This window comes from Pseudomonas sp. 1L-E-NC-VB-C3, from assembly GCF_057291535.1.
The window spans coordinates 65081-87104 of record NZ_JBXAWD010000007.1 but is presented as its reverse complement, the minus strand read 5'-3'; the positions used below and the strand labels follow the sequence as shown (position 1 = coordinate 87104).

The following is a 22024-nucleotide window of genomic DNA, read 5'->3' as shown; positions in this document are numbered from 1 at the left end:
CCGGCGTACGGCGGTGTAGACTGGCGGCCACTTCGGAGACAACCTGCCATGCGACCGATCCTCACCCTGCGTCAGTACACCCACGATTTGATTGTGCACAGCCACGAGCACGCGCAATTGGTGTTCGGGCTGTCCGGTGCGCTGGATTTCGAGGTCGAGGGCTGTGGCAGCCAAGTGCGTCAGCAGAGTGTCGTGGTGGTTCCGTCCGGCGCTCATCATGCCTGCGACAGTCCCCAAGGCAGCAGCTGCCTGGTGCTCGACATCCCTGAAGGACAATGGGTGCAGGACTCGCTGGGCGCGCATGCCGAGGCCAGTCGCCGCTTGCTCGATCATCCGGGGCGGCTGTCGCTGGACTCGGGGCAGAGCCAATTGGTCAGCTGGCTGGCGAACAGTCCGGTCAGCGATCCGTTGATCGCGCAGCAAGGCGCGGTGTTGCTGCTGGCCAGTCTCAATCACGCGCAACCTGCCGAACTCCGTGCGCGTCGCCTGCCCTACGCCGCGCTGGATGCGCACATCGAGCAATACGCCGGCTATCCGCTGCAAGTCGCTGACCTGGCGCGCGTGGCCGGGTTGTCCAGTGCGCGCCTGCACGCACGGTTCATGGCCGAATGCGGACAGACGCCGATGGATTACATCCGCAGTCGACGCCTGCATCTCGCGGTGCAACTGCTGCGCGACACTGCGTTACCGATTGGTGAAGTAGCCAGTCGCGTCGGTTACAGCTCGCAGAGTGCGTTCTCGGCCGCAGTCCTACGTGAGTTCGGCTCGTCGCCCGGACATCTCCGGCGCGATTCCTGCGACAAAAGACGATAGCCTGCCGACAGACTTGCAGGCCGAGACGCGGTTCAATGGCCCCATGAAGTTGAACCTGAAAAAAGGAATGCAATGACTCCGCGTACCGCCCTCGGCGCTCTGCATATCGGCGCTTTGATGTTTGGCCTGACCGGTGTGTTCGGCAAACTCGCTGCCGCATCCCCTGCTGTGATCGTATTTGGACGTGCAGCTTTCGCCGTGCTCGCCCTGGCATTTTTTGCCCGTTTCGCCAGCCAGCATGGTTGGCAGAAACTTCAGGCCGTGGACTGGCGGCGCCTCGCCCTCAGCGGCGTGTTGCTGGCCGGGCACTGGGTGAGTTTCTTCATATCCGTGAAGATCGCCGGGGTGGCCATCGCCACGTTGGGCTTTGCCAGTTTCCCGGCGTTCACGGTGATTCTCGAAGGACTGATCTTCCGCGAACGTATTCGTGCCAATGAAATCGTCCTGGTGGTATTGGTCAGCATCGGTCTGGTGCTGGTGACGCCCGCATTTGATCTGGGCAGCGGCGCCACCGTCGGCTTGCTTTGGGCAGTGTTGTCCGGCCTGCTGTTTTCCCTGCTGTCGCTGACCAACCGCGCCAGTTCCGGGCGCATCCCGGCGGTGCAGGCAGCGTTGTGCCAGAACGTCGTCGTGGCTTTGTGTCTGTTGCCGGTCGCGGCGCCGCAGTTGAGTCAGGTCCGAGCGCTGGACTGGTTGTGGATCGCGCTGCTCGGAGTGTTCTGCACGGGCGTGGCGCACAGCCTGTTCGTCGCCAGTCTGGCGGTGATCAAGGCACGCACGGCGGCAGTGGTGTTCGCCATGGAGCCGGTCTACGGCATCACCCTCGCCTGGCTGCTGTTCAGTGAAACCCCGACCCTGCGGATGCTCATCGGTGGCGCGTTGATCATCGTCGCGATTGTGGTGTCGGCGCGGATGTCAGGCGGCAGCGACAAGACAACCGTCGCCGCCGAGGCCGCCTCTCACTGAGTGCGGTCGTTGTGGCCGAGGTCGCGGTCAGGATCGATCTGATCGCGCACTCGCTGCTTCAATACCTTGGCCTCAGGGAAACCACCGTCGGTCTTGCGCTCCCAGATCTGCACACCCGCACAAGTGATGTGAAACACCCCACCGGTGCCCGGCACCAACGACACTTTGCCCAGGTCGTCAGCGAAGGTGCTGAGCAATTCCTGAGCCAGCCACGCCGCGCGCAGCAGCCACTGGCATTGAGTGCAATAAGTGATGACAACTTCGGCTTTGGCGACGGTCATGATCGCTGAAACTCCTGAGACAGAGGGCGCCGCTATAATAGCCGGCTTTACCGCTTGCCCCGAGACTCACAATGCGCCGTTTGCTGTTTTGCCTGCTGCTTGGTTTCCTTCCCCTGCTGGTTCACGCCAGTGAAGCGCCACGACCGAAAGTCGGCCTGGTGCTGTCCGGCGGCGCTGCGCGCGGGCTGGCGCACATCGGCGTGCTCAAGGCGCTGGAAGAACAAGGCATCAGGATCGACGCCATTGCCGGCACCAGCATGGGCGCGGTGGTCGGCGGCCTGTACGCATCGGGCTATAAGATCGACGAGCTGGAAAAACTCGCCCTGAGCATCGACTGGCAAGCGGCGCTGTCCGACGCGCCGCCGCGTGAGGACGTGCCATTTCGACGCAAGCAGGACGACCGCGATTTTCTGGTGAAGCAGAAACTCAGCTTCCGCGACGACGGCAGTCTCGGCCTGCCATTGGGGGTGATTCAGGGCCAGAACCTCGCACTGTTGCTGGAAAGCCTGTTGGCGCACACCAGCGACACCCGCGACTTCGACAAACTGCCGATCCCGTTTCGGGCCGTGACCACCGACATCGCCAATGGCGAAAAAGTGGTGTTTCGCAAAGGCCACCTGCCGCAAGTGATCCGCGCGAGCATGTCGATCCCGGCGGTGTTCGCCCCGGTCGAGCTCGATGGGCGCCTGCTGGTGGACGGTGGCATGACCGACAACATCCCGCTGGATGTTGCGCGGGAAATGGGCGTCGACATCGCCATCGTCGTCGACATCGGCACGCCGCTGCGCAATCGCAAGCAACTGACCACGGTGGTCGATGTGCTCAATCAGTCGATCACTCTGATGACCCGGCGCAATTCCGAGGAACAACTGGCGACTCTGCATGCCAATGACGTGTTGATCCAGCCTGCGCTGGCCGCGTTCGGCGTGACCGATTTCGGCAAGGCTCAAGAGATGATCGACGCCGGTTATCGCGCCACGCGAATCCTCGATGCGCGGCTGGCGCAACTCAAGCCGACTCAAACCCAGGACGCGGAACTGAACGCCGCCCGTCAGCCGGGCCAGCGCACGCCGATCATCACCGCGATCCGCGTCGAAAATGACTCGAAGGTCGACGATGACGTGATTCGCTATTACATCCGCCAACCGATCGGCGCGCCGCTGGACCTGGGCCGCCTGCATTCGGACATGGGCACGCTGTACGGCCTCGATTACTTCGATCAAGTGCGTTACCGCGTGGTGCACAAAGGCCAGGATCACACCTTGGTCATCAGTGCCAGCGGCAAGCGCAGCGGCACCGATTACTTGCGGGTCGGCCTGAATCTGTCGGACGACATGCGCGGCGACAGTGCCTTCAACCTTGGTGCCAGTTATCGCGTCAACGGCATCAACCGCCTCGGTGCGGAATGGCTGACCCGCGCGCAGATCGGCGACAAGCAGGAGCTGTACAGCGAGTTCTATCAGCCGCTGGACGTCGGCTCGCGTTACTTCGTCGCGCCCTACGGGTCGTTCGAGGCGCAGAACGTTGACTCGGTGCTGGATAACGATCCGATCGCCCAGTATCGCGTCGAGCGTTACGGCTTCGGCCTCAACCTCGGCCGGCAGATCGGCAACAACGGTGAAGTGCGACTCGGCGTCGGCCAGGCCTGGGGCAAAGCTGACGTACGCATCGGCGATCAGGATCTGCCGAGCGAGAGTTTCAACGAAGGCTTCTATACCGTGAAGTATTCCTACGACTCGCTGGACAACGTCTACTTTCCGCACGAGGGCAAGGACGTCAGCCTGACGTTTGCCCAGTTCGAACCGGGCCTGGGTTCAGACAATCGCTATCGCCAGTGGGAATTGAATTTCGACAAGGCCATGAGCCACGGGCCGGATACGCTGATACTCGGCGGGCGCTACGGCCGGACGCTGGACGATGCCAATGTGGTGACCTCAAGCTTCCTGCTCGGCGGCGCGCGGCAGTTGTCAGGATTCCGTGAGGATGCGCTGTCCGGGCAGAATGTCAGCCTGATGCGCGCCGTGTACTACCGCCGCCTGACGCCGCGCTCGTACCTGCCGCTGGACTTCCCGCTGTACGCCGGCGCCTCGCTGGAGCGCGGTCGGGCGTGGAACAATGACAATGAGTTCGACAGCGGCTACATCAACGCCGCGAGTGTGTTTATCGGCTTCGACACGCCGCTGGGGCCGTTGAACTTCACGTATGGGTTGAATGATGCGGATGAGCAGGCGGTTTATCTGAATCTGGGGCAGACGTTCTGACGCCTTCGCGAGCAGGCTCGCTCCCACTATGGAATGCGCTCTATCCTGTGGGAGCGAGCCTGCTCGCGAAGGCGGTCTCGGGTGAACCCAAAAATCCGTTGGCGCTCAGCGAATCCCCGCCAACAACGTCCTTGCCGTCTGCTTCAACGGCTCATCCCCTTCCCTGAGCAATTCATTGAGCAGCGCGATCGCACTGTCGATGTCGCCATCGTCGATGCAGGTTTGTGCCTGTTCGAGCTTGCCGGCGGACTCGATGTCGGTGGACTCGGGTGGTTGCAGATCCAAAGGTTCCAGCACCAGCGACGGCTCGGGATCGCCGAACTCATTGAGAAAGTCATCGTCGAGCGGCTGGGCGTCGGGTTCGGGTATCCATTCAAGTTCGGCTTCTTCAGCAGATGCAGCCTGTGGCAGGTCAAAATCGACAGGCAGCACTGACAAGCTAGTGCCCAGCTCTGGATCATCGATTGGCGGTGCGGCGGAATCGGTGCGGCTGTCGTTCAGATCCCAATTTGAATCCATCGACAGCTCGCCCAGATTCAATTCGAAATCATCCTCGAGAGCGCCGGGCGACGATGCAAGCGGCGCAGCTGCGGTCGCTGCCGTGGCCACGGGCAGCTCAGGCGCGATTGGCGTTGCTGCAAATGCCGCCGGTGCGGCGCCTGCCAGTTTGGGATGGCGAGCGCGGGTTTCAATCAGTTCGCGCTCATCGACGCCAAGCGCACGCAGGCGGTTTTCCTGCTGTTCGTAAGCGGCGCTGTCACCCTGGCGCCCAAGAACCTCCAGCAACTGCAAACCGAGATCGGTGCGTTCAGGCTCCTTGTGCAAGGCATCGCGCAGCAGCCCGGCGGCTTCGCTGAGCCGGCCGTAGGCCAGATAGATGCCCACAGCCTCCAGCACGTCGCCGGCACCGGGTTCGTCGCGATGATCGGCGGCCGCGTGCGCACCGACAGATTGTTGAAGTTCAGGCTCATCAACGTTGTCTTCGGCGCTCACAGGCAATAGCGGCATCGGCGTGCCATCTGCGGTCGAACCTTGCTGACGGCGACGTATGAGCAACGCAGCCAGCACGCCCAGCAGCAATAGAAGTCCGCCGAGCAGCGGCCAGTTCACGCCATCGTCTGCCGCCTCGACCGGGGCTGAAACAGCGGCCGGAACCGGAGCGACCACGGGCGGTGGCGGTGCTTTCTGCACTTCGGCCAAGCGGGTTTGCAAATCTTCAATCTGCTTCTTGCCGTCGGCTATTTGCACTTGCTGCTCTTGCAGCCTGAGGTTCTGTTCGTCGAGGGTCTTTTGCAGTTGCTGGGTGAGCAGCACGCTGGCGGCCAGTTGCTCGGCCTGCGCATCATTGGCAGGCGGCGCCGGCGTTGGCGGCACAGGCGTCGCAGGGCGTTTGCCTTGGGCAGCCTGGGGCGGTGCGGTAACCGGTTCGACGGTTGGAAACTCAGAAGATTGCGGGCGCGGATCCGGCTCGTCGGTGGCGGGCACGATGCCCGGCGAACCCGGCGGATCGATCAACACCGTGTACTCGCGCAGCAGACGGCCGTTGGGTTGATCGAGCTGCACGAGGAAATTCAGGAAAGGTTCGTTGACCGGTTTGCCGGACGTCACCCGGATCATCTGGCGGCTGCCGCGCAGGATCGGAGTGAACTTGAGGTCATTGAGAAAGAACACCCGCTCGACGCCCGCCCGGCCGAACTCATCCGCCGAAGCCAGGCTGGCCGAGAGATCGTTTTGCGTCAACGTACCGACATCGACCAGCGCGATGTCGGCCTTGAACGGCTGATTGAGGGCTGAGTGAACAGTGATTTCGCCCAACCCCAACGCCATCGACCAGGTCGAATAGCTGAATACGCCAGCGAGCAGCAGCCATTTGGCGCCCCCGCGCAGCACGTGCCGACTTGCGAGCATGAGCATCCCTTAAATAAGCAAAACCGGTTTCTATGCGTTCGCACATCCGGTACGAACACGATATTGCCCAGTAGTTCTTATAGTCGGCTCAGCGCGATCTCTCAAAAAATCGCTGCCGGGATGTGCCTCAAGATTTTTCCAGGTTGGCCAGAATGTGCCCGTGCACGCGCATGCACACCTTCAGATCCGCCTCGTCGACACCTTCGAACAGTTCGTGACGCAGTTGCGTGGCAATGGTTTCGATTTGTTCGATCAGGGGCAAGGCAGGTGCGCAGAGCACGATTTTTTTCGCCCGGCGGTCTTCCATCACGGACTGGCGTTGCACCAGTCCCTGGTTCTCCAGACTATCGAGCAAGCGCGCCAGGGTCGGGCCTTCGACGCCGACACTCTGGGCCAGTTCGCGTTGGGTAGGCGCCTCTTCAAAACGCGCCAGATGCAGCAGCACCAGCCAGCGCGCCTGCGACAGGCCCAGCCCGGCGAGGCGACGATCCAGTTCGGCACGCCAGCCACGGGACATCTGGGCCAGTTGCATACCAAAGCGATGTTGATCGGTTAACGGCATAAAACACTCACGGTTAGACTGAAAATACGGAAAATCTAATTATTAGTCAGCTAAGCATGGGCGGCAGTTATAGGCAAGAGTGGCTCTGTACTGAATCGTTACAACTGCGCGAAGATCAAAAGCCCCTCACCCTAGCCCTCTCCCAGTGGGAGAGGGAACTGAGCGGGGGATGCTTTGAAAATTCGCCGACCCGACAGCGCTCGCTGAATCCATAATCGACTCGGTTTTGCAGGTCGAGTCTGCCGCCAGACACCGCGGTCGGCTCCCTCTCCCTGTGGGAGAGGGCTGGGGTTAGGGAACGGCCAGATTACATCTCGAATTCAGACTGCAACGCCGCCCGCACACAATAAAGCACGCCTTCAGGAACACGTCCGGCGAACAACTCGGCGACTTCGGCGACGGACGGCAACTCGCCCTCGCCATCGAGAAACGCGTCCTGCACTTCACCCATCAGCTCTTCTGGCAAATCCAGCGCCTGCTCCAGCGATAACTGTTGCTTGCCGATGGCTTCGGCGAGCATGGCGTAGACGTTCTTCTCCGAACACTGCAACTGCCCGGCGATCTGCAGCGGGGTCATGCCGGCGCGGGCCAGGGTGATCAGCTCGTGACGGACATCGGCGACCACCTTCGGCGCCTCCGCCTCGCCGCCGAGCACTTCGAGGAAGGCTTCGCCATAGCGCTCCAGCTTGCGTGCGCCGACGCCGCTGACCCGGGCCATTTCCGCCAGAGACGTCGGCTGGCTGCGGAGCATTTCCAACAACGTCGAGTCGGGGAAGATGACGTACGGCGGCACGCCGTGTTCTTCGGCCAATTTGCGCCGTAGTGCGCGCAAGGCTTCCCACTGTTCGCGTTCCTCGCCGCGCACCAGTTGGCTGGCCTGGCTCTTGCTACCCGTTTTGGCAGTGACTTGCGGTTTCAGGTCACGGCGCAGTTCCAGTTTCACTTCGCCTTTGAGCAGCGGCCGGCAACTGTCATTAAGACGCAGACCGCCATAACCCTCGTGATCGACATCGGCCAACCCACGCGCCACCAACTGGCGGAACAGCGAGCGCCACTCGCTCTCGCTCAACGCCTTGCCAACACCGAACACCGACAAATGCTGATGGCCGAAGCTGCGCACCTTTTCGTTGTCCTTGCCCAGCAACACGTCGACCAGATGACCGACGCCATAGCGCTGGCCGGTGCGGAAAATCGCCGACAAGGCCTGACGAGCAGGTTCGGTGGCGTCCCAGGTCTGCACGCCGTCGACACAGTTGTCGCAGTGCCCGCACGGCTCAGGCATGTCTTCATCGAAATAGGCCAGCAACGCCTGCCGGCGGCAGCGGGTTTCTTCGCACAGCGAGAGCATCGCGTCGAGCTTGTGCTGCTCCAGACGCTTGTGCCGCTCGTCGCCTTCGGAGTTCTGCAGCATCTGCTTGAGCATCACCACGTCTTGCAGACCGTAGGCCATCCACGCATCCGCCGGCAGCCCGTCACGGCCGCCGCGCCCGGTTTCCTGGTAATACGCCTCGAGAGATTTCGGCAGATCGAGGTGCGCGACAAAACGTACGTTGGGCTTGTCGATGCCCATGCCGAACGCCACGGTGGCGACCATGATCAGGCCTTCCTCGTTTAGGAAGCGCTTCTGGTGATAAGCGCGCAGATCGTTGGGCAGACCGGCGTGATACGCGAGCGCCGGGAAGCCCTGCTCGCTGAGGAACGCCGCAACTTCTTCGACCTTCTTGCGCGACAGGCAGTAAACGATGCCGGCATCGCTGCGCCGTTCGGCGAGGAACGCCAGCAACTGTTTGCGCGGCTGCTCCTTGGGCACGATGCGATAGAAGATGTTCGGGCGGTCGAAACTCGACAGAAAGCGCTCGGCGTTCTGCAGGTGCAGGCGATCGACAATTTCTTCGCGGGTGCGCTTGTCGGCGGTCGCGGTGAGGGCAATGCGCGGAACGTTGGGGAACAGCTCGGCCAATTGACCCAGTTGCAGGTATTCGCGGCGGAAATCGTGACCCCATTGCGACACGCAATGCGCTTCGTCGATGGCGAACAGGGCGATTTCCAGGCTTTGCAGGAACGCCAGCATGCGTGGCTGCACCAGACGCTCGGGCGCGAGATAGAGCATTTTCACTTCGCCGCGCTTGATCCGCAGGGCGAGATCACGCTGCTGCTCGGCACTCAGCGTGGAGTTCAGCGCAGCGGCGGCGACGCCCAGTTCTTCAAGGGTGGCGACCTGATCGTCCATCAGCGCGATCAACGGCGAAACGACCACCGCCAGGCCCTCGCGCAACAGTGCCGGCACCTGGAAGCACAACGACTTGCCGCCACCGGTAGGCATCAGCACCAGCGCATCACCGCCGCTGGCCACGCGCTCAATGATCGCACCCTGACGGCCACGGAAACTGTCGTAGCCGAAGATGTCCTTGAGGACGCGTTGAGCCTGTTCGAGCATAAAAACTCCAAAAATCTACCGATACATCCCTGCTCAGGCTGGTTCAGAGCAGCTTCGGCTGCTTAAACAAAACGTAAGAACACATTGCATGACCAGCGCAGCGCCAGCAGGGATCGCAAAACGCGGCAGTATACCCGAGGCCTTCGCCGCACAGGGTGCCGCTGAGAAGACACCGCCCGACCGACACACAAAAAGCCCTTGTGGGAGCGAGCCTGCTCGCGAAAGCAATCGGTCAGTCAATGCAACAGTGCCTGACATGCCGCCTTCGCGAGCAGGCTCGCTCCCACATGGCTTTGTATACCGTCCGGCAATTACGGCAAATCTGCCAAGCGGCTGGCTAGAGCGCGCAAGAAAGCCTAGAATTCCCGCATTGTTTATTCCCCAAGGTAGCCCCGTAATGTCCTTCGCTGAGCAACTGACCCGCCTGCAAGTCTTCCTCGATGCCGACGAGCTGCACGACGAGGCGCTGGATTACGTCGCCGCCCACGGTTACCTGACCGCGCTGTCTATCTGCTCCGAAGACGTTCCGGAGCGCGAGTGGATCGACGCGCTGTTCGCCGAAGAGCCGCATTACGCCGACGAAGCCCAGCGTGCCGAAATCGAAGCCACACTGATCGGCCTCAAAGCGCACATCGCTCGTCAACTGGCCTCGGATGAAGAATTCGAATTGCCGTGCGAACTGGATCTGGGCGAAGAGCCGGACGATTCCGAACTGCGCGGCTGGTGCATCGGTTTCATGGAAGGCGTGTTCCTGCGCGAAGCGGCCTGGTTCGAAACCGCCGAAGAAGAAGTCAGCGAAATGCTCCTGCCGATCATGGTCGGTTCCGGTCTGTTCGACGAGCAGCCTGAGTTCGAAGACATCGCCAAGGACGCCAACCTGATGGACGACATGATCGTTCAGATCCCGGAAGCCCTGACCGCGCTGTATCTGCTGTGCCAGGCCCCCGACGAAAAACCGGCGATCCTCAAGCCTCGTCATCACTAAGACCCGGCCTATGGACAACCCCATAGGCAACCGCCCCCTGATGTTGCGCTACGTCCTGCTGGCCATCGGCTGGCTCAGCGTCGCATTGGGGGTGATCGGCATCTTCCTGCCGGTCCTGCCCACCACCCCCTTCCTCCTGCTCGCCGCGGCCTGCTTCGCGCGCAGCTCTCCGCGCTTCTATCGCTGGCTGGTCGAACATCCACGGCTGGGGCCATGGATTCGCGACTACCTCGAAGGCAACGGCATCCCGCTCAAAGGCAAGGTCTACGCGATCGGCCTGATGTGGGTGAGCATTCTGTTCTCGTGTTATCTGGTGCCGTTGGTTTGGGCGCGTGGGTTCATGCTGACCAGTGCGGTGTTGGTGACGGTTTATATTGTGCGGCAGAAGACCTTGAAAAAACGCTGATTGCTCCACCGTCGGCGGCACAACCGTTCATCCGATATCCGTCCGCACCTGTCAGAGTTGACAGGTGCGCGCTTTAACGTCGCATGCTTAATTCTTCCGTATCGGCGCTGACAGCCCAGGTAAGCGCCCCGTGTGGAAGGCGAAAATTCATGAACAGCTCACAATACCTGATATTCCCTCCTGCGCCGCGTTCCGGTATCGGTGTGCTGGCCCTCTATCCGCCGCAACCACTCCTGCACAAGCTGCAAACTGACCAGAGCTACGGTATCAACATCGCCATGATTGCTCAGAACATTAACGGATTGGGCTTCAGTCTCCCGGCGTATCTGTCTCAAGCCCTCGGTGACCGTATCGAAGTCTTCCTCGATAGACCCGATGTCACCACCCCTTCGTCCGTGATTGATTTCGCCCTTACAGAGGACGATTTTGAGGCCGATGGAAAGACCCCTAAAACCGTACTTTTTGACATTACAGCTGAAACCCTCGAGGAGAAATTCCTGCCGTTTACCGACGTCAGGCTGGATTGCTGGATTAAAGTCACGAGACTGAGCGGCAACCCGGGGGAATCGCCACACTCACAACTCTGGTTCAAACATCCCGCTCCGGGCGAAGCGGACATTGACGGCGGCAAGCCTTCCAATCAGGGCCTCAAGCTGCCAATCGCATCGGAAAGTATCGTCGATCAGAACGTCATCAAAGAGGGCATGGAAGTCACGGTCAAGCATTACTTCAATCAGCAGATCGGCGATACGGTCGTGCTGACATTTGGTTCGCTGCGGCTGGACTTCGTCGTGACCGACGACTCGGCCGACATCGTTTTCAAGCTGACGCCTGACTTGCTCGGCAAATTGCAACAAACCAGCAATCTGGTGGTGCGCTGGAGCGTTTATGACGTTGTCGAGAACTCCAGTGGTTTTTCGGAACCGCTCATTCTGCCGTTCAAGCCCGTAATAACCCTGCTGACCGCGCCGATTTTCGAGCAGTCCGATGCCGACGACGTAATACACCATGACTGGCTTGCAGGCGGCCCGACGAACATTCTCCTGACGGGCAGTTTTGCGATCAACGATGTGATCGCCCTGACACTGGAAGGATTCACCCGAAACAACGTGCCAGTCACTCATACCTATTCTTTAACGGTGACCGTAGACAGCAAGACACTGAACTTTCCCGTGGAAAATTTCCGCATTCAAAATGTGATAGGTGGAAGTTTACGGGCAACTTATATTCTGACCAGAGCAGGTCAGTCCAAACTTTCCAAACCTGCTGACGTCACCGTTGCGGGTAAATCCTTGCCACTGGGAGCACCGGAGGTCACCCCACTGGTGGAAGGTGAGCTGGCAGTCGACACTGCCAAAGCCTTTATAAATGTCGCCAGTTTCTGGCCCTTGAAACAAGGGGCAGAGGTCAAGCTGCATTGGCAGACCACAGACATCAACGGCAAGTTGGTACGGTTTACTTGGGGACAGCTTGTAACGGATCCTTCAAAGCCCATCGTTTTCGAGGCCGAGAACGAGTACATCAAGCCCTACGCCAGCGCGAGACTGGCCGTGCAGGCCACCATCACCAATCCCGGCGAAAGTGAAGTCTTTTCCGATATCGCGCAGTTGAAGATCGGCGATCCCAAGGAGCTTGTCCTCACGCCGCCCTCACTGGTATCGCCTTTCACTAATCCGCTTGATCCCTTGGCAGCGCTGCCGAGCATGCTGGTGGAATATCTCGATGCCAAGACCGAGAAGGTTCGCCTGGTGTGCACACCACTGCCCTTGGGATTTGATCGCTTCCCGCTGGTAGATCTGGATTCGGCCAAACAAGCCCGCTTTACGTTCGACAGGCGCCTCATTGTGGCGCTTCACGGTGAAACCGTGCGATTCAAATTCAACCTGAATCAGGACGGCAAGAAAATCGGATCTTCTCCGGAAACTGAGATTTCTTTCAAACTGATCGCTGATCAGGATCCCAGGTTTCCGAGACCGCGAATCATTGGCATTGATAACGCAATCCTGGACGTAAAAAAACTGACCAGCGCAGACAAATTGGCGGTCAACCTCTGGCACGGACAACGGCCGGGCCAGAGCATGACGCTGGTGCTGATCGGCATCGACAGCAAAGACAACCCTGTTCGCCACGTCATCATGAACGCGGAGGCGAGCGTCACCAGCGCCGGGCTGATACGGGAACTGTCAACGCCGACGCTGGAAGTGTTGAAAAATCTCAAAAGCGGCAGTACGGCGACATTGATATTTTCCGTGCGCCTGGGGTTGCGCGGCAATCCAGTGGAATTTCCCCACCAGACCTATCAGATCGAATCTCTGGTTGAGTTGCAGCCGGTCATCACACTGATTAAGGACTCGCAGAACAGGGAGATTCCGCATAGCGACCTGACGGTTGATCCGAATGTCACGATCGAGGGAACTGCGAGCGTAGAACAGCAGGTTGAAGTTCTGGTGAATGGCAAGTCGATAGAGACATTGACCACAGACAAGGACGGGAAATTTTCAACGCTATTGAAGGGGCTCGTTGTCGATGTACTGACAGTCGTGCAGATTCGAGCACTCTATGGCGACAGTCTTCTCTCTCCTTTACGCTCGTTCACGCTGCGCAAAGCGCTGCAAGTCAACAACAGCGCCATGGCCCTGTCAGGACTGAGAGTTTATGCATGGCGCCACACTCACAGTGCAGATTTTCCAAACAATACCCAAATCCGCGCCGCCGTCCCGTCTACAGGCGTCCACCCGATCACCTACAGAAGCAGTAATCCGAACGTGGCTTATGTCGACGGCAACGGGAAAGTCACGGGCATACGTAACGGCAATACGTACATTACCGTACAGGACCGATTCAGCTCATTTTCCTATTACGTCAGTGTGACGAATGTTTATCAGTTGGCTATCGGCGGCTACGGCATGACACACCAAGAGGCGCTCAACTGGCGATACAGCATTCCGGGCGCAGAACCGATGAGCAGAGCACTGCACGCCATGCAAGTTGTATATGGTCCCGATCCTTATTGGCCAATAGCCGCTGGAGGGATCTACAGGATGTGTGATGAAAGCGGTTGTCCTGGCAACCTGCGAGCGATATATGGACATGCCAACGGCGGAATTTATTGCCATTCGGACCTGAACGCCCGATGGGCTCCATGGTGTATCTATCCCATTTACGGATAAACCGGCCTCTTCGCGAGCAGGCTCGCTCCCACAGTTTCACCGCTCTCCCCTGTGGGAGCGAGCCTGCTCGCGAAGGCTGACTTAAAGACAACACGTCTCTACAGACAGACAAAACCCACCGTCCCGAATCAACCGGGGCGGCGGGTTTTGTCATTTCAGACCTCAGCTCAAACCGTATCCACCTTCAACGAATGATCATTGAGCATGCCGCTGATGATCGTCGCTGTGTCGTGACCGCTGGCAATCATGCCGCCTGCGCCCGGGGTCACGCCGTAGTGGCTGGCGAGGTTGACGCCGGCCAGGTCGATGGTCTGGCTCGGCGCGGCGCCGGCCATGGCGCTGACGTCGATGCTGGTCATCACCGAGGCGCCGCTGCCGCTGACGGTGAAGTGCAGATAGTCGTCCAGCGACGCGGTACTGGCGTTTTCGCCTTGCAGCAGTTGCGACAGATCGAGCCTGTCGGTACCGGGGGTGAAATCGGTAATCAGGTCATGGCCGCTGTTGCCCTTGAGCCACTGGAAGGTGTCCGCCCCTGCCCCGCCCGTCAGCGTATTGTTGCCCATGCCACCGATCAGCAAGTCATCGCCAGCGCCGCCATTGAGGAAGTCGTTGCCGAGGCCACCGTTGATCACGTTGTTGTTGCCGTCGCCGGTGAGGCTGTCGTTGAAGTTGGAGCCGAGCAGGTTTTCGATGCCGGTCAGCGTATCGGTACCGGCGCCGAGGGTGTTCTGCGCACCCAGCAGGCCGAGATTGACGGTGACGGCGGCTGTGGCGTGGGCGTAGCTGGCGGTGTCGCTGCCAGTGCCGCCGTCGAGCAGATCGTTGCCCGCGCCGCTGTAGAGCAAATCGTTGCCAGCGTCGCCGTGCATTTCGTTATTGCCGGAGCCTGCCGTGAGTACGTCGTTGCCGTCGCCGGCATTGATCACGTTGTTGCCGCTGCCCGCCACCAACACATCGTCGCCAGCAGTGCCAGTCAGGGTGTGGCCGTCCTGATAGCTGATGCTGATGTTGGCCGTGTCGCTGCCGCCGTGGTTGTCGTTGGCGGCGTAAGTGCCGTGGTAGTCCGGCGTGATGTCGTGGGCCGCGGCGTAGTTGAGGGTCATGGTCAGCTGGTAGTTCTCCGCCGCATTCGGGTTGCCGCCACCATTACCAATGTTGGTGATGTGAATCTGGTAGACGCCGTCCGCCGAGGCGCTGAGGGTCTGGCCGTCCGCCAGCGCCATCCAGGCACCGCCGTTGAGCGAATACTCCATGCTGATCTTACCGGCACCCAGATTGTGATCCAGATTGAGGGTTTCGCCCTGACGCAGATTGACGGTAATGCGGTCTTCATCGTTGGCATTGCTGTTGCTCACCATGCCCAGATAACCGCTGACCACCAGCACGGCGGTCATGGTCGCGGCATTGGCGCTGAAGGCGCTGCGCACATTGGCCAGATTCTGGTTGGCTGCGTTATTGGTCTGCCCAGTGAAGCCGATCAGGCCGCTGCCGGTGAAGTCCGCCGCTTTCGACACCCAACCGGTATTGAAACTGGTGGGTGTGGCGTTGAGGGTGTCGCCGTTCGGATCGGTGTCATTGGCCAGCAACAGCTCGCCCGGCACCACGATGTTGCCTGACAGCACGTTGGTGATGACGTGGTCGTCCATCGCTACCGGTGGCGCGTTGGGGATCACTTTCACCGTCAGGGTGGAGCTGGCCAGATCGCCGTCGTTGTCGCTGACGGTGAAGCCGATGTTTTCGGTGATCACCACGGCGGTGGTTTTCTGCGAGGTGTAGCTGTATTCGCCGGTATCAAGATTGACCACCAGCGTGCCGCTGTTGTTGGTGGCAATGCTGACGCTGTTGTTGGCGGTATTGAAGGTGCCGTGATTGGCGCCGCCGCTCGCGGTCAACGAACCCTGGCCACTGAGGGCTTTCGGATCGTAGGTGTAGGTGGTGCCGTCGACCACGATCGACTTGATGAAACCGCCATCGGCGCCGAACGAACCGCCCTCGCCCAGCAGCGAACCGGTGATCGGCGCGCCCTGCACGGTGCCGGACAATACCGAGTTGAGCTGATTGAGATCGGTGACCACCACCGCATTGGTATTGGTGTGGTTGATGCCGTCGTAGGCCAGCGGATCGAGGTTGGCGTTGCTCACGCCACTGCCCAGACCAATGGCGTAGTTCTTGATGTTGTTGGCGTCGAGGAAGTTTTTCAGCGCGGCTTCGTCAGCCGTGCCGATGTCGCCCTCGTTGGGCTTGCCGTCAGAGAAGAAGTAGCCGACGTTCTGTGCCCCGGTGAGTTTGCCGGAGGTGTTGAACGCGGTCTGCATCACTGCTACGGCAGCATCGTAGTTGGTGCCGCCGCCAGCGTTGAGACCGGCGAGGAGTGTCTTGGCGGTGGCGACATCCACCCACACGGTGGTGCGGTCGGCGGCATTGCTGCTGAACGTCACCAGCTGCACTTTCACATCGCCCAGATCATCGTACTTGTCGAGCAAGGCACCAATGGCCTGCTTGGCCAGTGCCAGCCGCGACAGGCCCGGCACGCCAGAGGCATCAGCCATACTGCCGGAGATGTCGAGGACGATGAGAATGTTCGAATCGATCTCCACTGCGGTTACCGAGCGATCCGAGGCAACGGCTTTCGGCACATCGTCGACGATGTTCACCACCAGGGTGCTGGTGGTGCTGTTGCCCAGGGCATCGGTGGCTTTGTAGGTGAACGTTTCGCTGAGGGTGTTCGGCCCGTCGTTGGCGTTCGGCGCGGTTTTCGGCGCCGAGGTCAGCGTGTAGGTGTAGGTGCCGTCAGCGTTGAGCAGCAGTTGCCCGTAGCTACCGGTGGCGTTGCCGACCAGGGTGTAAGTGATCGCGCCGCTGCCGCCACTGACCGAACCGACCAGCGTGCCGCTGGCGGTTTCACCGGTATTGCCCGGTTCGCTGCCGGTGACTGTGCCGGGGGCGAGATCCTGGCCATCCTTGTTCAGGTCGAGGGCTTTTTCGTAGACAGTGACATCCTGATCCACCGAGGCGACCAGTTTGCTGTCGGCGACGTTGATGGTCAGCGTCGTGGTGCTTTCATCGCCGTCGCTGTCACGGATGGTGTAAGTGAACGTGTCGGTCGCGCCCGGCGGGCTCACCGAGTTCGGGTTGCTGTGGTAAACCGCATTGCCCGCCGCGTCGAGGGTCAGGTGGCCGTAGTTGCCGTTGATGTTGCTGTTGAGCCCGCCGCTGGCTGATGTCGCGGTGTTGCTGCCGGCCCGCACGCCGACCACCGTTGCGGCACCATCGGCGCCGCTGCTGTCATTGCCGAGCACACTGACATTGACCGTGCCGCCCTCCGCCACCGAGCCGGTATCGGCGTTGGCAGTCGGCAAATCGTCGACGATATTGACGTTGATCTGACCGCTGGCGGTACTGCCATCGGTATCAGTGGCGACCACGTCGAAGCTCTCGCTGAGGCTGTTGGCACCGTTGGCGTTCGGATGAGCTTCGTTGTCGACCAGGGTGTAGCTGTAACTGACCACGCCGGTGGCCGGATCGTAACCGGTGATGGTGAAGGTGCTGCCCAGTGGCGAGACCACCGATTGCGGCAAACCGGCGGCGACGCCATTGCTGATCACCGCAATGCCGCCGACCGTGAGGGTTTGCAGGCCATCAAGAGCGGTCACGGTGAAGCTGCCGCTCCGGCTCAGCGCCGAGGTGTCGGGGTTGCTGCCGTCGCTGAGGTTTTTCTCGTAAACAGTGATTTCGCCGCCCTTCACGTTGAGGCCGTCGAGGCACACCGGATCGTCATTGTTGTGGATGTTCAACACCAGGTTGGCGGTGCTGGTGTCGCCGTCGGCATCGGTGATGGTGTAGGCGAAGGTTTCCGTGCCGTTGCCGCCGCCATGGAGGTTTTTGAAGTCGGCGTCATTGGCGTCCAGCGTGTAGGTGTAAGTGCCGTTGGCGTTGAGCACCAGGGTGCCGTAAGTGCCGGTGAAAGTACCGGCGGTCACCGGGCCGCTGGCGACGCGGTCGGCGCCTTGCACATCGTTGTCGAGGACGTTGCCGGTCAGGGTCACCTGGGCTTCGGTCGCGTTGTCGGCATTGCTGTCATTCAGCGCCTTCGGCACGTCATCGACGATGCTCACAACGATCGTGCTGGTGACGACATTGCCCAGCGAATCGGTGGCCTGATAGGTGAAGGTTTCGCTCAGGCTGTTGGCGCCGTCGTCAGCATGCGGCGTGGTGGTCGCTGGCGAAGTCAGGGTGTAGGTGTAAGTGCCATTGGCATTGAGGACGATCTGCCCGTAATTACCGGTGGCGCTGCCGACCAGTGCATAGCTGATCGCGCCGACCGCACCAGTGACCGAGCCGACCAGGGTGCCGGAAGCGGTTTCGCCAGTGCTGTTCGGATCGCTGCCGACCACACTGCCCGCCGCCAGATCCTGGCCGTCCCGGTTCAGGTCGAGGGCTTTTTCGTAGACGGTGACGTCAGTGTCGCTGACCGCTTTCAGGCAGCTGTTATAGACGTCGATGGTGATCGTCGTGGTGCTTTCATCACCATCGGAATCGCGCACGGTGTAGGTGAACACATCCACCGCACCCGGACCGTTCACCGCGTTGGGATTGCTGTGATAAACGGCGTTACCGTTGGCATCAAGCGTGAGGTAGCCGTAGGTGCCGTTGATCTGCGAATTGAGTCCGCCGATGGCCGAAGTCGAGGTGTCGGCACCGGCACGCACGCCGACGACTGCGCCGGTAATCGCCGGGCCATCCGCGCCGCCGACATCGTTATCCAGCACATTGCCGCTGACGGTGCCGCCCTCCGCCACCGAAGCCGCGTCCGCATGCGCGGTCGGCAAATCATCGACGATGTTGACGTTGATCTGGCCGCTGGCGGTACTGCCATCGGTGTCAGTCGCCACCACGTCGAAGTTCTCGGTAAGGCTGTTGGCGCCGTTAGCGGTTGGATGAGCTTCGTTGTCGGCCAGGCTGTAGCTGTAACTGACTACACCGGTTGCCGGGTCATAACCGGTGATAGTCAACGTGCTGCCCAGGGGTGTGATCACCGATTGCGGGAAACCTGCGGCCACGCCGTTGGTGATCACCGCGATGCCGCCAACCGTGAGGGTCTGCAGACCATCGAGAGCACTGACGGTAAAAGTGCCGTTCTGTGTCAGCGCTGGGGTGTTGGGGCTGGTGCCGTCGCTGAGGTTTTTTTCGTAGACGGTGAGTTCGCCACCGTTGACGTCGAGGCCGTTGAGCAGCACCGGGTCGTCGTTGTTGTGAATCTGCAGAACGAGGTTGGCAGTGCTGGAATCGCCGTCGGCGTCAGTGATGGTGTAGGCGAAGGTCTCTGTGCCGTTACCGCCGCCGGTCAAGGCTTTGAAGTCGGCGTCGCTGGTGTTCAGCGTGTAGGTGTAGGTGCCGTCGGCGTTCAGCATCAACGTGCCGTAAGTACCGGTGAAAGTACCCGGCGTGACTGGGCCGGTCGGTACGCGGTCGGCGCCTTGTATGTCGTTGGTGAGGACATTGCCAGTCAGCGTCAGTTGGCTTTCTGAGGCAGTGCCATTGCTGTCATCGTTGGCTTTCGGCAGGTCGTCGACGATGTTCACATCCAGCGTGCCGTTGGCTGTCGTGCCGTTGTCATCGACCACCGTGACTGCGAACTGCTCAGGCAGATTGTTCGCGCCGTTGGCGTTCGGATGCGCTTCGTTGTCAGCCAGGGTGTAGCTGTAACTGACCACGCCGGTTGCAGCGTTGAACCCGGTAATGGTCAGCGTGCTGCCCAGTGGCGTCGTGATCGATTGCGGGAAGCCTGCGGCGACGCCGTTGGTCACCACGGCGATGCCGCCGACGGTCAGCGTGGTGACGCCGTCCAGTGCAGTGATGGTGAACGTGCCGTTCTGCGTCAGCGCACCAGCATCCGGGGCGCTGCCGTCGCCAAGGTTCTTCTCGTAAACCGTCAGCTCGCCGCCGGCGACGTTCAGGCCATCGATGGTGACTGGGTCGTCGTTGTTGTGAATCTGCAGAACCAGATTGGCGCTGCTGCTATCGCCGTCGGCATCAGTGATGGTGTAGGCGAAGGTCTCTGTGCCGTTACCGCCGCCGGTCAAGGCTTTGAAATCGGCATCGCTGGTGTTCAGGGTGTAGGTGTAAGTGCCGTCGGCGTTCAGAACCAAGGTGCCGTAGGTACCGGTGAATATACCGGGCGTGACTGGACCGGTCGGTACGCGGTCGGCACCTTGCACGTCGTTGGTCAGGACGTTGCCGGTCAGGGTCAGCAAGGTTTCCGAGGCAATGCCGTTGGCGTCGTCAAACGCTTTTGGCACGTCGTCGGTGATGTTTACGTCGAGGGTGCCGTTGGCCGTCGTGCCGTTGTCATCGACCACCGTGACTGCGAACTGCTCAGGCAGATTGTTCGCGCCGTTGGCGTTCGGATGCGTTTCGTTATCAGCCAGGGTGTAGCTGTAACTGACCACGCCGGTTGCAGCGTTGAAACCAGTAATCGTCAGCGTGCTGCCCAATGGCGTGGTGATTGACTGCGGGAAGCCTGCGGCGACGCCGTTGGTCACCACGGCGATGCCGCCGACGGTCAGCGTGGTGACGCCGTCCAGTGCAGTGATGGTGAACGTGCCGTTTTGCGTCAGCGCACCAGCATCCGGGGCGCTGCCGTCGCCGAGATTTTTCTCGTAAACCGTCAACTCGCCACCGGCGACGTTCAGGCCATCAATGATGACTGGATCGTCGTTGTTGTGGATCTGCAGAACCAGGTTGGCGCTACTGGTATCGCCGTCGGCATCAGTGATGGTGTAGGCGAAGGTCTCTGTGCCGTTGCCGCCACCGGTCAAGGCTTTGAAATCGGCATCGCTGGTATTGAGCGTGTAGGTGTAGGTGCCGTCGGCGTTCAGAACCAAGGTGCCGTAGGTACCGGTGAATGTACCGGGCGTGACTGGACCGGTGGGTACGCGGTCGGCGCCTTGTATGTCATTGGTGAGGACATTGCCGGTCAGGGTCAGCAAGGTTTCCGAGGCAATGCCGTTGGCGTCGTCAAACGCTTTGGGCACGTCGTCGGTGATGTTCACGTCGAGGGTGCCGGTGGCGCTGTCGCCATTGCTGTCGGTGGCGATTACGGTGAACTGTTCGCTGAGGTTGTTCACGCCGTCGCCGGCCGCGTGGGTCTCGTTGCCGTTGAGGGTGTAGCTGTAGCTGACTGTGCCAGTGGCCGCATTGTAACCGGTAATGGTCAGGGTGTTGCCCAGTTGCGTGGTGATCGACTGGGGAAAGCCAATCGGCACGCCGCCAACAATCACGTTGATGCCGCCGATGCTCAGGCTGTTCAAACCATCCGCTGCCGAGACCGTGAAGTTGCCACTTTGCGTCAGCGCGCCTGGATTGGCCGCTGTACCGTCAGGCAGATTGGCTTCATTGAGGTTGAGTTCACCATCCGCCCCATTGAGGCCGTTGAGGATGACCGGGTTGTTCACCGGTGGCGGTGGCACCACGACCGGCGCTGGCGTGTCGTCGCCATTATCGATGTCCGCGTCGCGACGATACTCGGGAAATTCGGGAATGCCGTTGAAGCCGGCGGTGGGGAAACCGATGATCGGATCGACCCGGCCGCCGACTTCGGTCAGTAGAACGAAACTGTGCCCGCCGCCCAGTTCACCGGTATTGCCGGTGGGCGCGTTGGGGCCGGCCGCAGTGGCTTCGGCAGTTTTGCTTGGGTCTTCACCGGCGGCGATGGCTTGCTGGATTTGCTCGACATCGGTCAGTTGCGCCTGGCTTGGGGTCTGCGCTTCGTCGACGTTCACCGGCACAGCCTGGTCGGCCAGCAATTGCCCGGTCATGGTGATGCTGCTGCCCCGGCCGAGGGTCAATTCCTCGCCGTTTTGCAGTTTCACTGCCACCGCGCCTTCCGCGCCGGTGATCAGTTGATCGCCGGCGTACAAACGATCGCCTTCGAACAACGGACGCTTGATGCCGTCGCTCGCTTGAGCGAACACCTGACCAATGACTTTTGTGACCGTACCGATGAGCGTTGCCATGTGAAATCCTCCGCTGCCGACCACCGTCGGCACTGGTTCGCGAAGCAGCCCATGGCTCAATCGGGTTGCCGGGGGCGACGCTCGCACCCTCGACAGTTCGTTTCGCAGGCCCGGCTTGAGGTGAATTGTCAGCGCTATCAAGCACTTGCCAACCCTGTTCAATCCGCCGACCCACTAGCGCTACGTAACGGTGGTGAATCACCTGAGTGACAAAAATCTG

General features: G+C 60.6%; 11 protein-coding genes. 6 read left to right on the top strand and 5 right to left on the bottom strand.

The features are described 5' to 3' along the window. Positions 1–48: 48 nt before the first annotated feature. Both AC0Z5Z_RS13215 and AC0Z5Z_RS13210 read left to right on the top strand, forming a co-directional pair. Positions 49–813 (top strand): AraC family transcriptional regulator, encoded by a 765-nt coding sequence (locus tag AC0Z5Z_RS13215; protein WP_024012062.1) that lies wholly within the window; start codon positions 49–51, stop codon positions 811–813. A gap of 72 nt (positions 814–885) precedes the next feature. Then, positions 886–1779 carry a DMT family transporter gene (locus tag AC0Z5Z_RS13210; protein WP_095180689.1) on the top strand — a complete coding sequence of 298 codons (894 nt, stop codon included), beginning with the start codon at positions 886–888 and terminating at the stop codon, positions 1777–1779. Here AC0Z5Z_RS13210 and AC0Z5Z_RS13205 read toward each other — a convergent pair. Then, positions 1773–2060 (bottom strand): Rdx family protein, encoded by a 288-nt coding sequence (locus AC0Z5Z_RS13205; protein ID WP_076566525.1) that lies wholly within the window; start codon positions 2058–2060, stop codon positions 1773–1775. The genes AC0Z5Z_RS13210 and AC0Z5Z_RS13205 overlap by 7 nt on opposite strands. 71 nt (positions 2061–2131) lie before the next feature. Here AC0Z5Z_RS13205 and AC0Z5Z_RS13200 point away from each other — a divergent pair, with 71 nt between their 5' ends. After that, entirely contained in the window at positions 2132–4321 is a 2190-nt protein-coding gene (locus AC0Z5Z_RS13200; protein ID WP_310214889.1) for a patatin-like phospholipase family protein, read from the top strand. Between the two features lie 105 nt (positions 4322–4426). Here AC0Z5Z_RS13200 and AC0Z5Z_RS13195 read toward each other — a convergent pair whose 3' ends face one another. The 3 genes from AC0Z5Z_RS13195 to recQ all read right to left on the bottom strand — a co-directional run bounded on the left by AC0Z5Z_RS13195 (position 4427) and on the right by recQ (position 9228). Beyond that, on the bottom strand, positions 4427–6229 hold the full coding sequence (locus AC0Z5Z_RS13195; protein ID WP_252868982.1) for a motility hub landmark protein FimV: 1803 nt from the start codon (positions 6227–6229) through the stop codon (positions 4427–4429). A 127-nt stretch (positions 6230–6356) separates the two neighbouring features. After that, the gene (locus AC0Z5Z_RS13190; protein WP_016771142.1) at positions 6357–6791 is read right to left on the bottom strand and encodes a MarR family transcriptional regulator; all 435 of its coding nucleotides are present in this window, start codon (positions 6789–6791) and stop codon (positions 6357–6359) included. A 307-nt stretch (positions 6792–7098) separates the two neighbouring features. Next, positions 7099–9228, bottom strand: coding sequence for a DNA helicase RecQ (gene recQ, locus AC0Z5Z_RS13185; protein WP_485611193.1), 2130 nt, complete (start codon positions 9226–9228; stop codon positions 7099–7101). Positions 9229–9625: 397 nt separating this feature from the next. On the opposite strand from recQ, the gene AC0Z5Z_RS13180 reads away from it, so the two are divergent. The 3 genes from AC0Z5Z_RS13180 (at position 9626) to AC0Z5Z_RS13170 (ending at position 13789) form a co-directional block, all read left to right on the top strand. Next, the gene (locus AC0Z5Z_RS13180) at positions 9626–10213 is read left to right on the top strand and encodes a UPF0149 family protein (RefSeq protein WP_101158594.1); all 588 of its coding nucleotides are present in this window, start codon (positions 9626–9628) and stop codon (positions 10211–10213) included. A gap of 10 nt (positions 10214–10223) precedes the next feature. Next, the gene (locus AC0Z5Z_RS13175) at positions 10224–10619 is read left to right on the top strand and encodes a YbaN family protein (RefSeq protein WP_056783699.1); all 396 of its coding nucleotides are present in this window, start codon (positions 10224–10226) and stop codon (positions 10617–10619) included. Positions 10620–10768: 149 nt separating this feature from the next. Then, complete coding sequence (locus AC0Z5Z_RS13170; RefSeq protein WP_485611192.1) at positions 10769–13789, top strand: Ig-like domain-containing protein; 3021 nt, start codon at positions 10769–10771, stop codon at positions 13787–13789. 167 nt (positions 13790–13956) lie between these two features. Here AC0Z5Z_RS13170 and AC0Z5Z_RS13165 read toward each other — a convergent pair whose 3' ends face one another. After that, positions 13957–21804, bottom strand: coding sequence for a retention module-containing protein (locus AC0Z5Z_RS13165; RefSeq protein WP_485611191.1), 7848 nt, complete (start codon positions 21802–21804; stop codon positions 13957–13959). Positions 21805–22024: the final 220 nt, after the last annotated feature.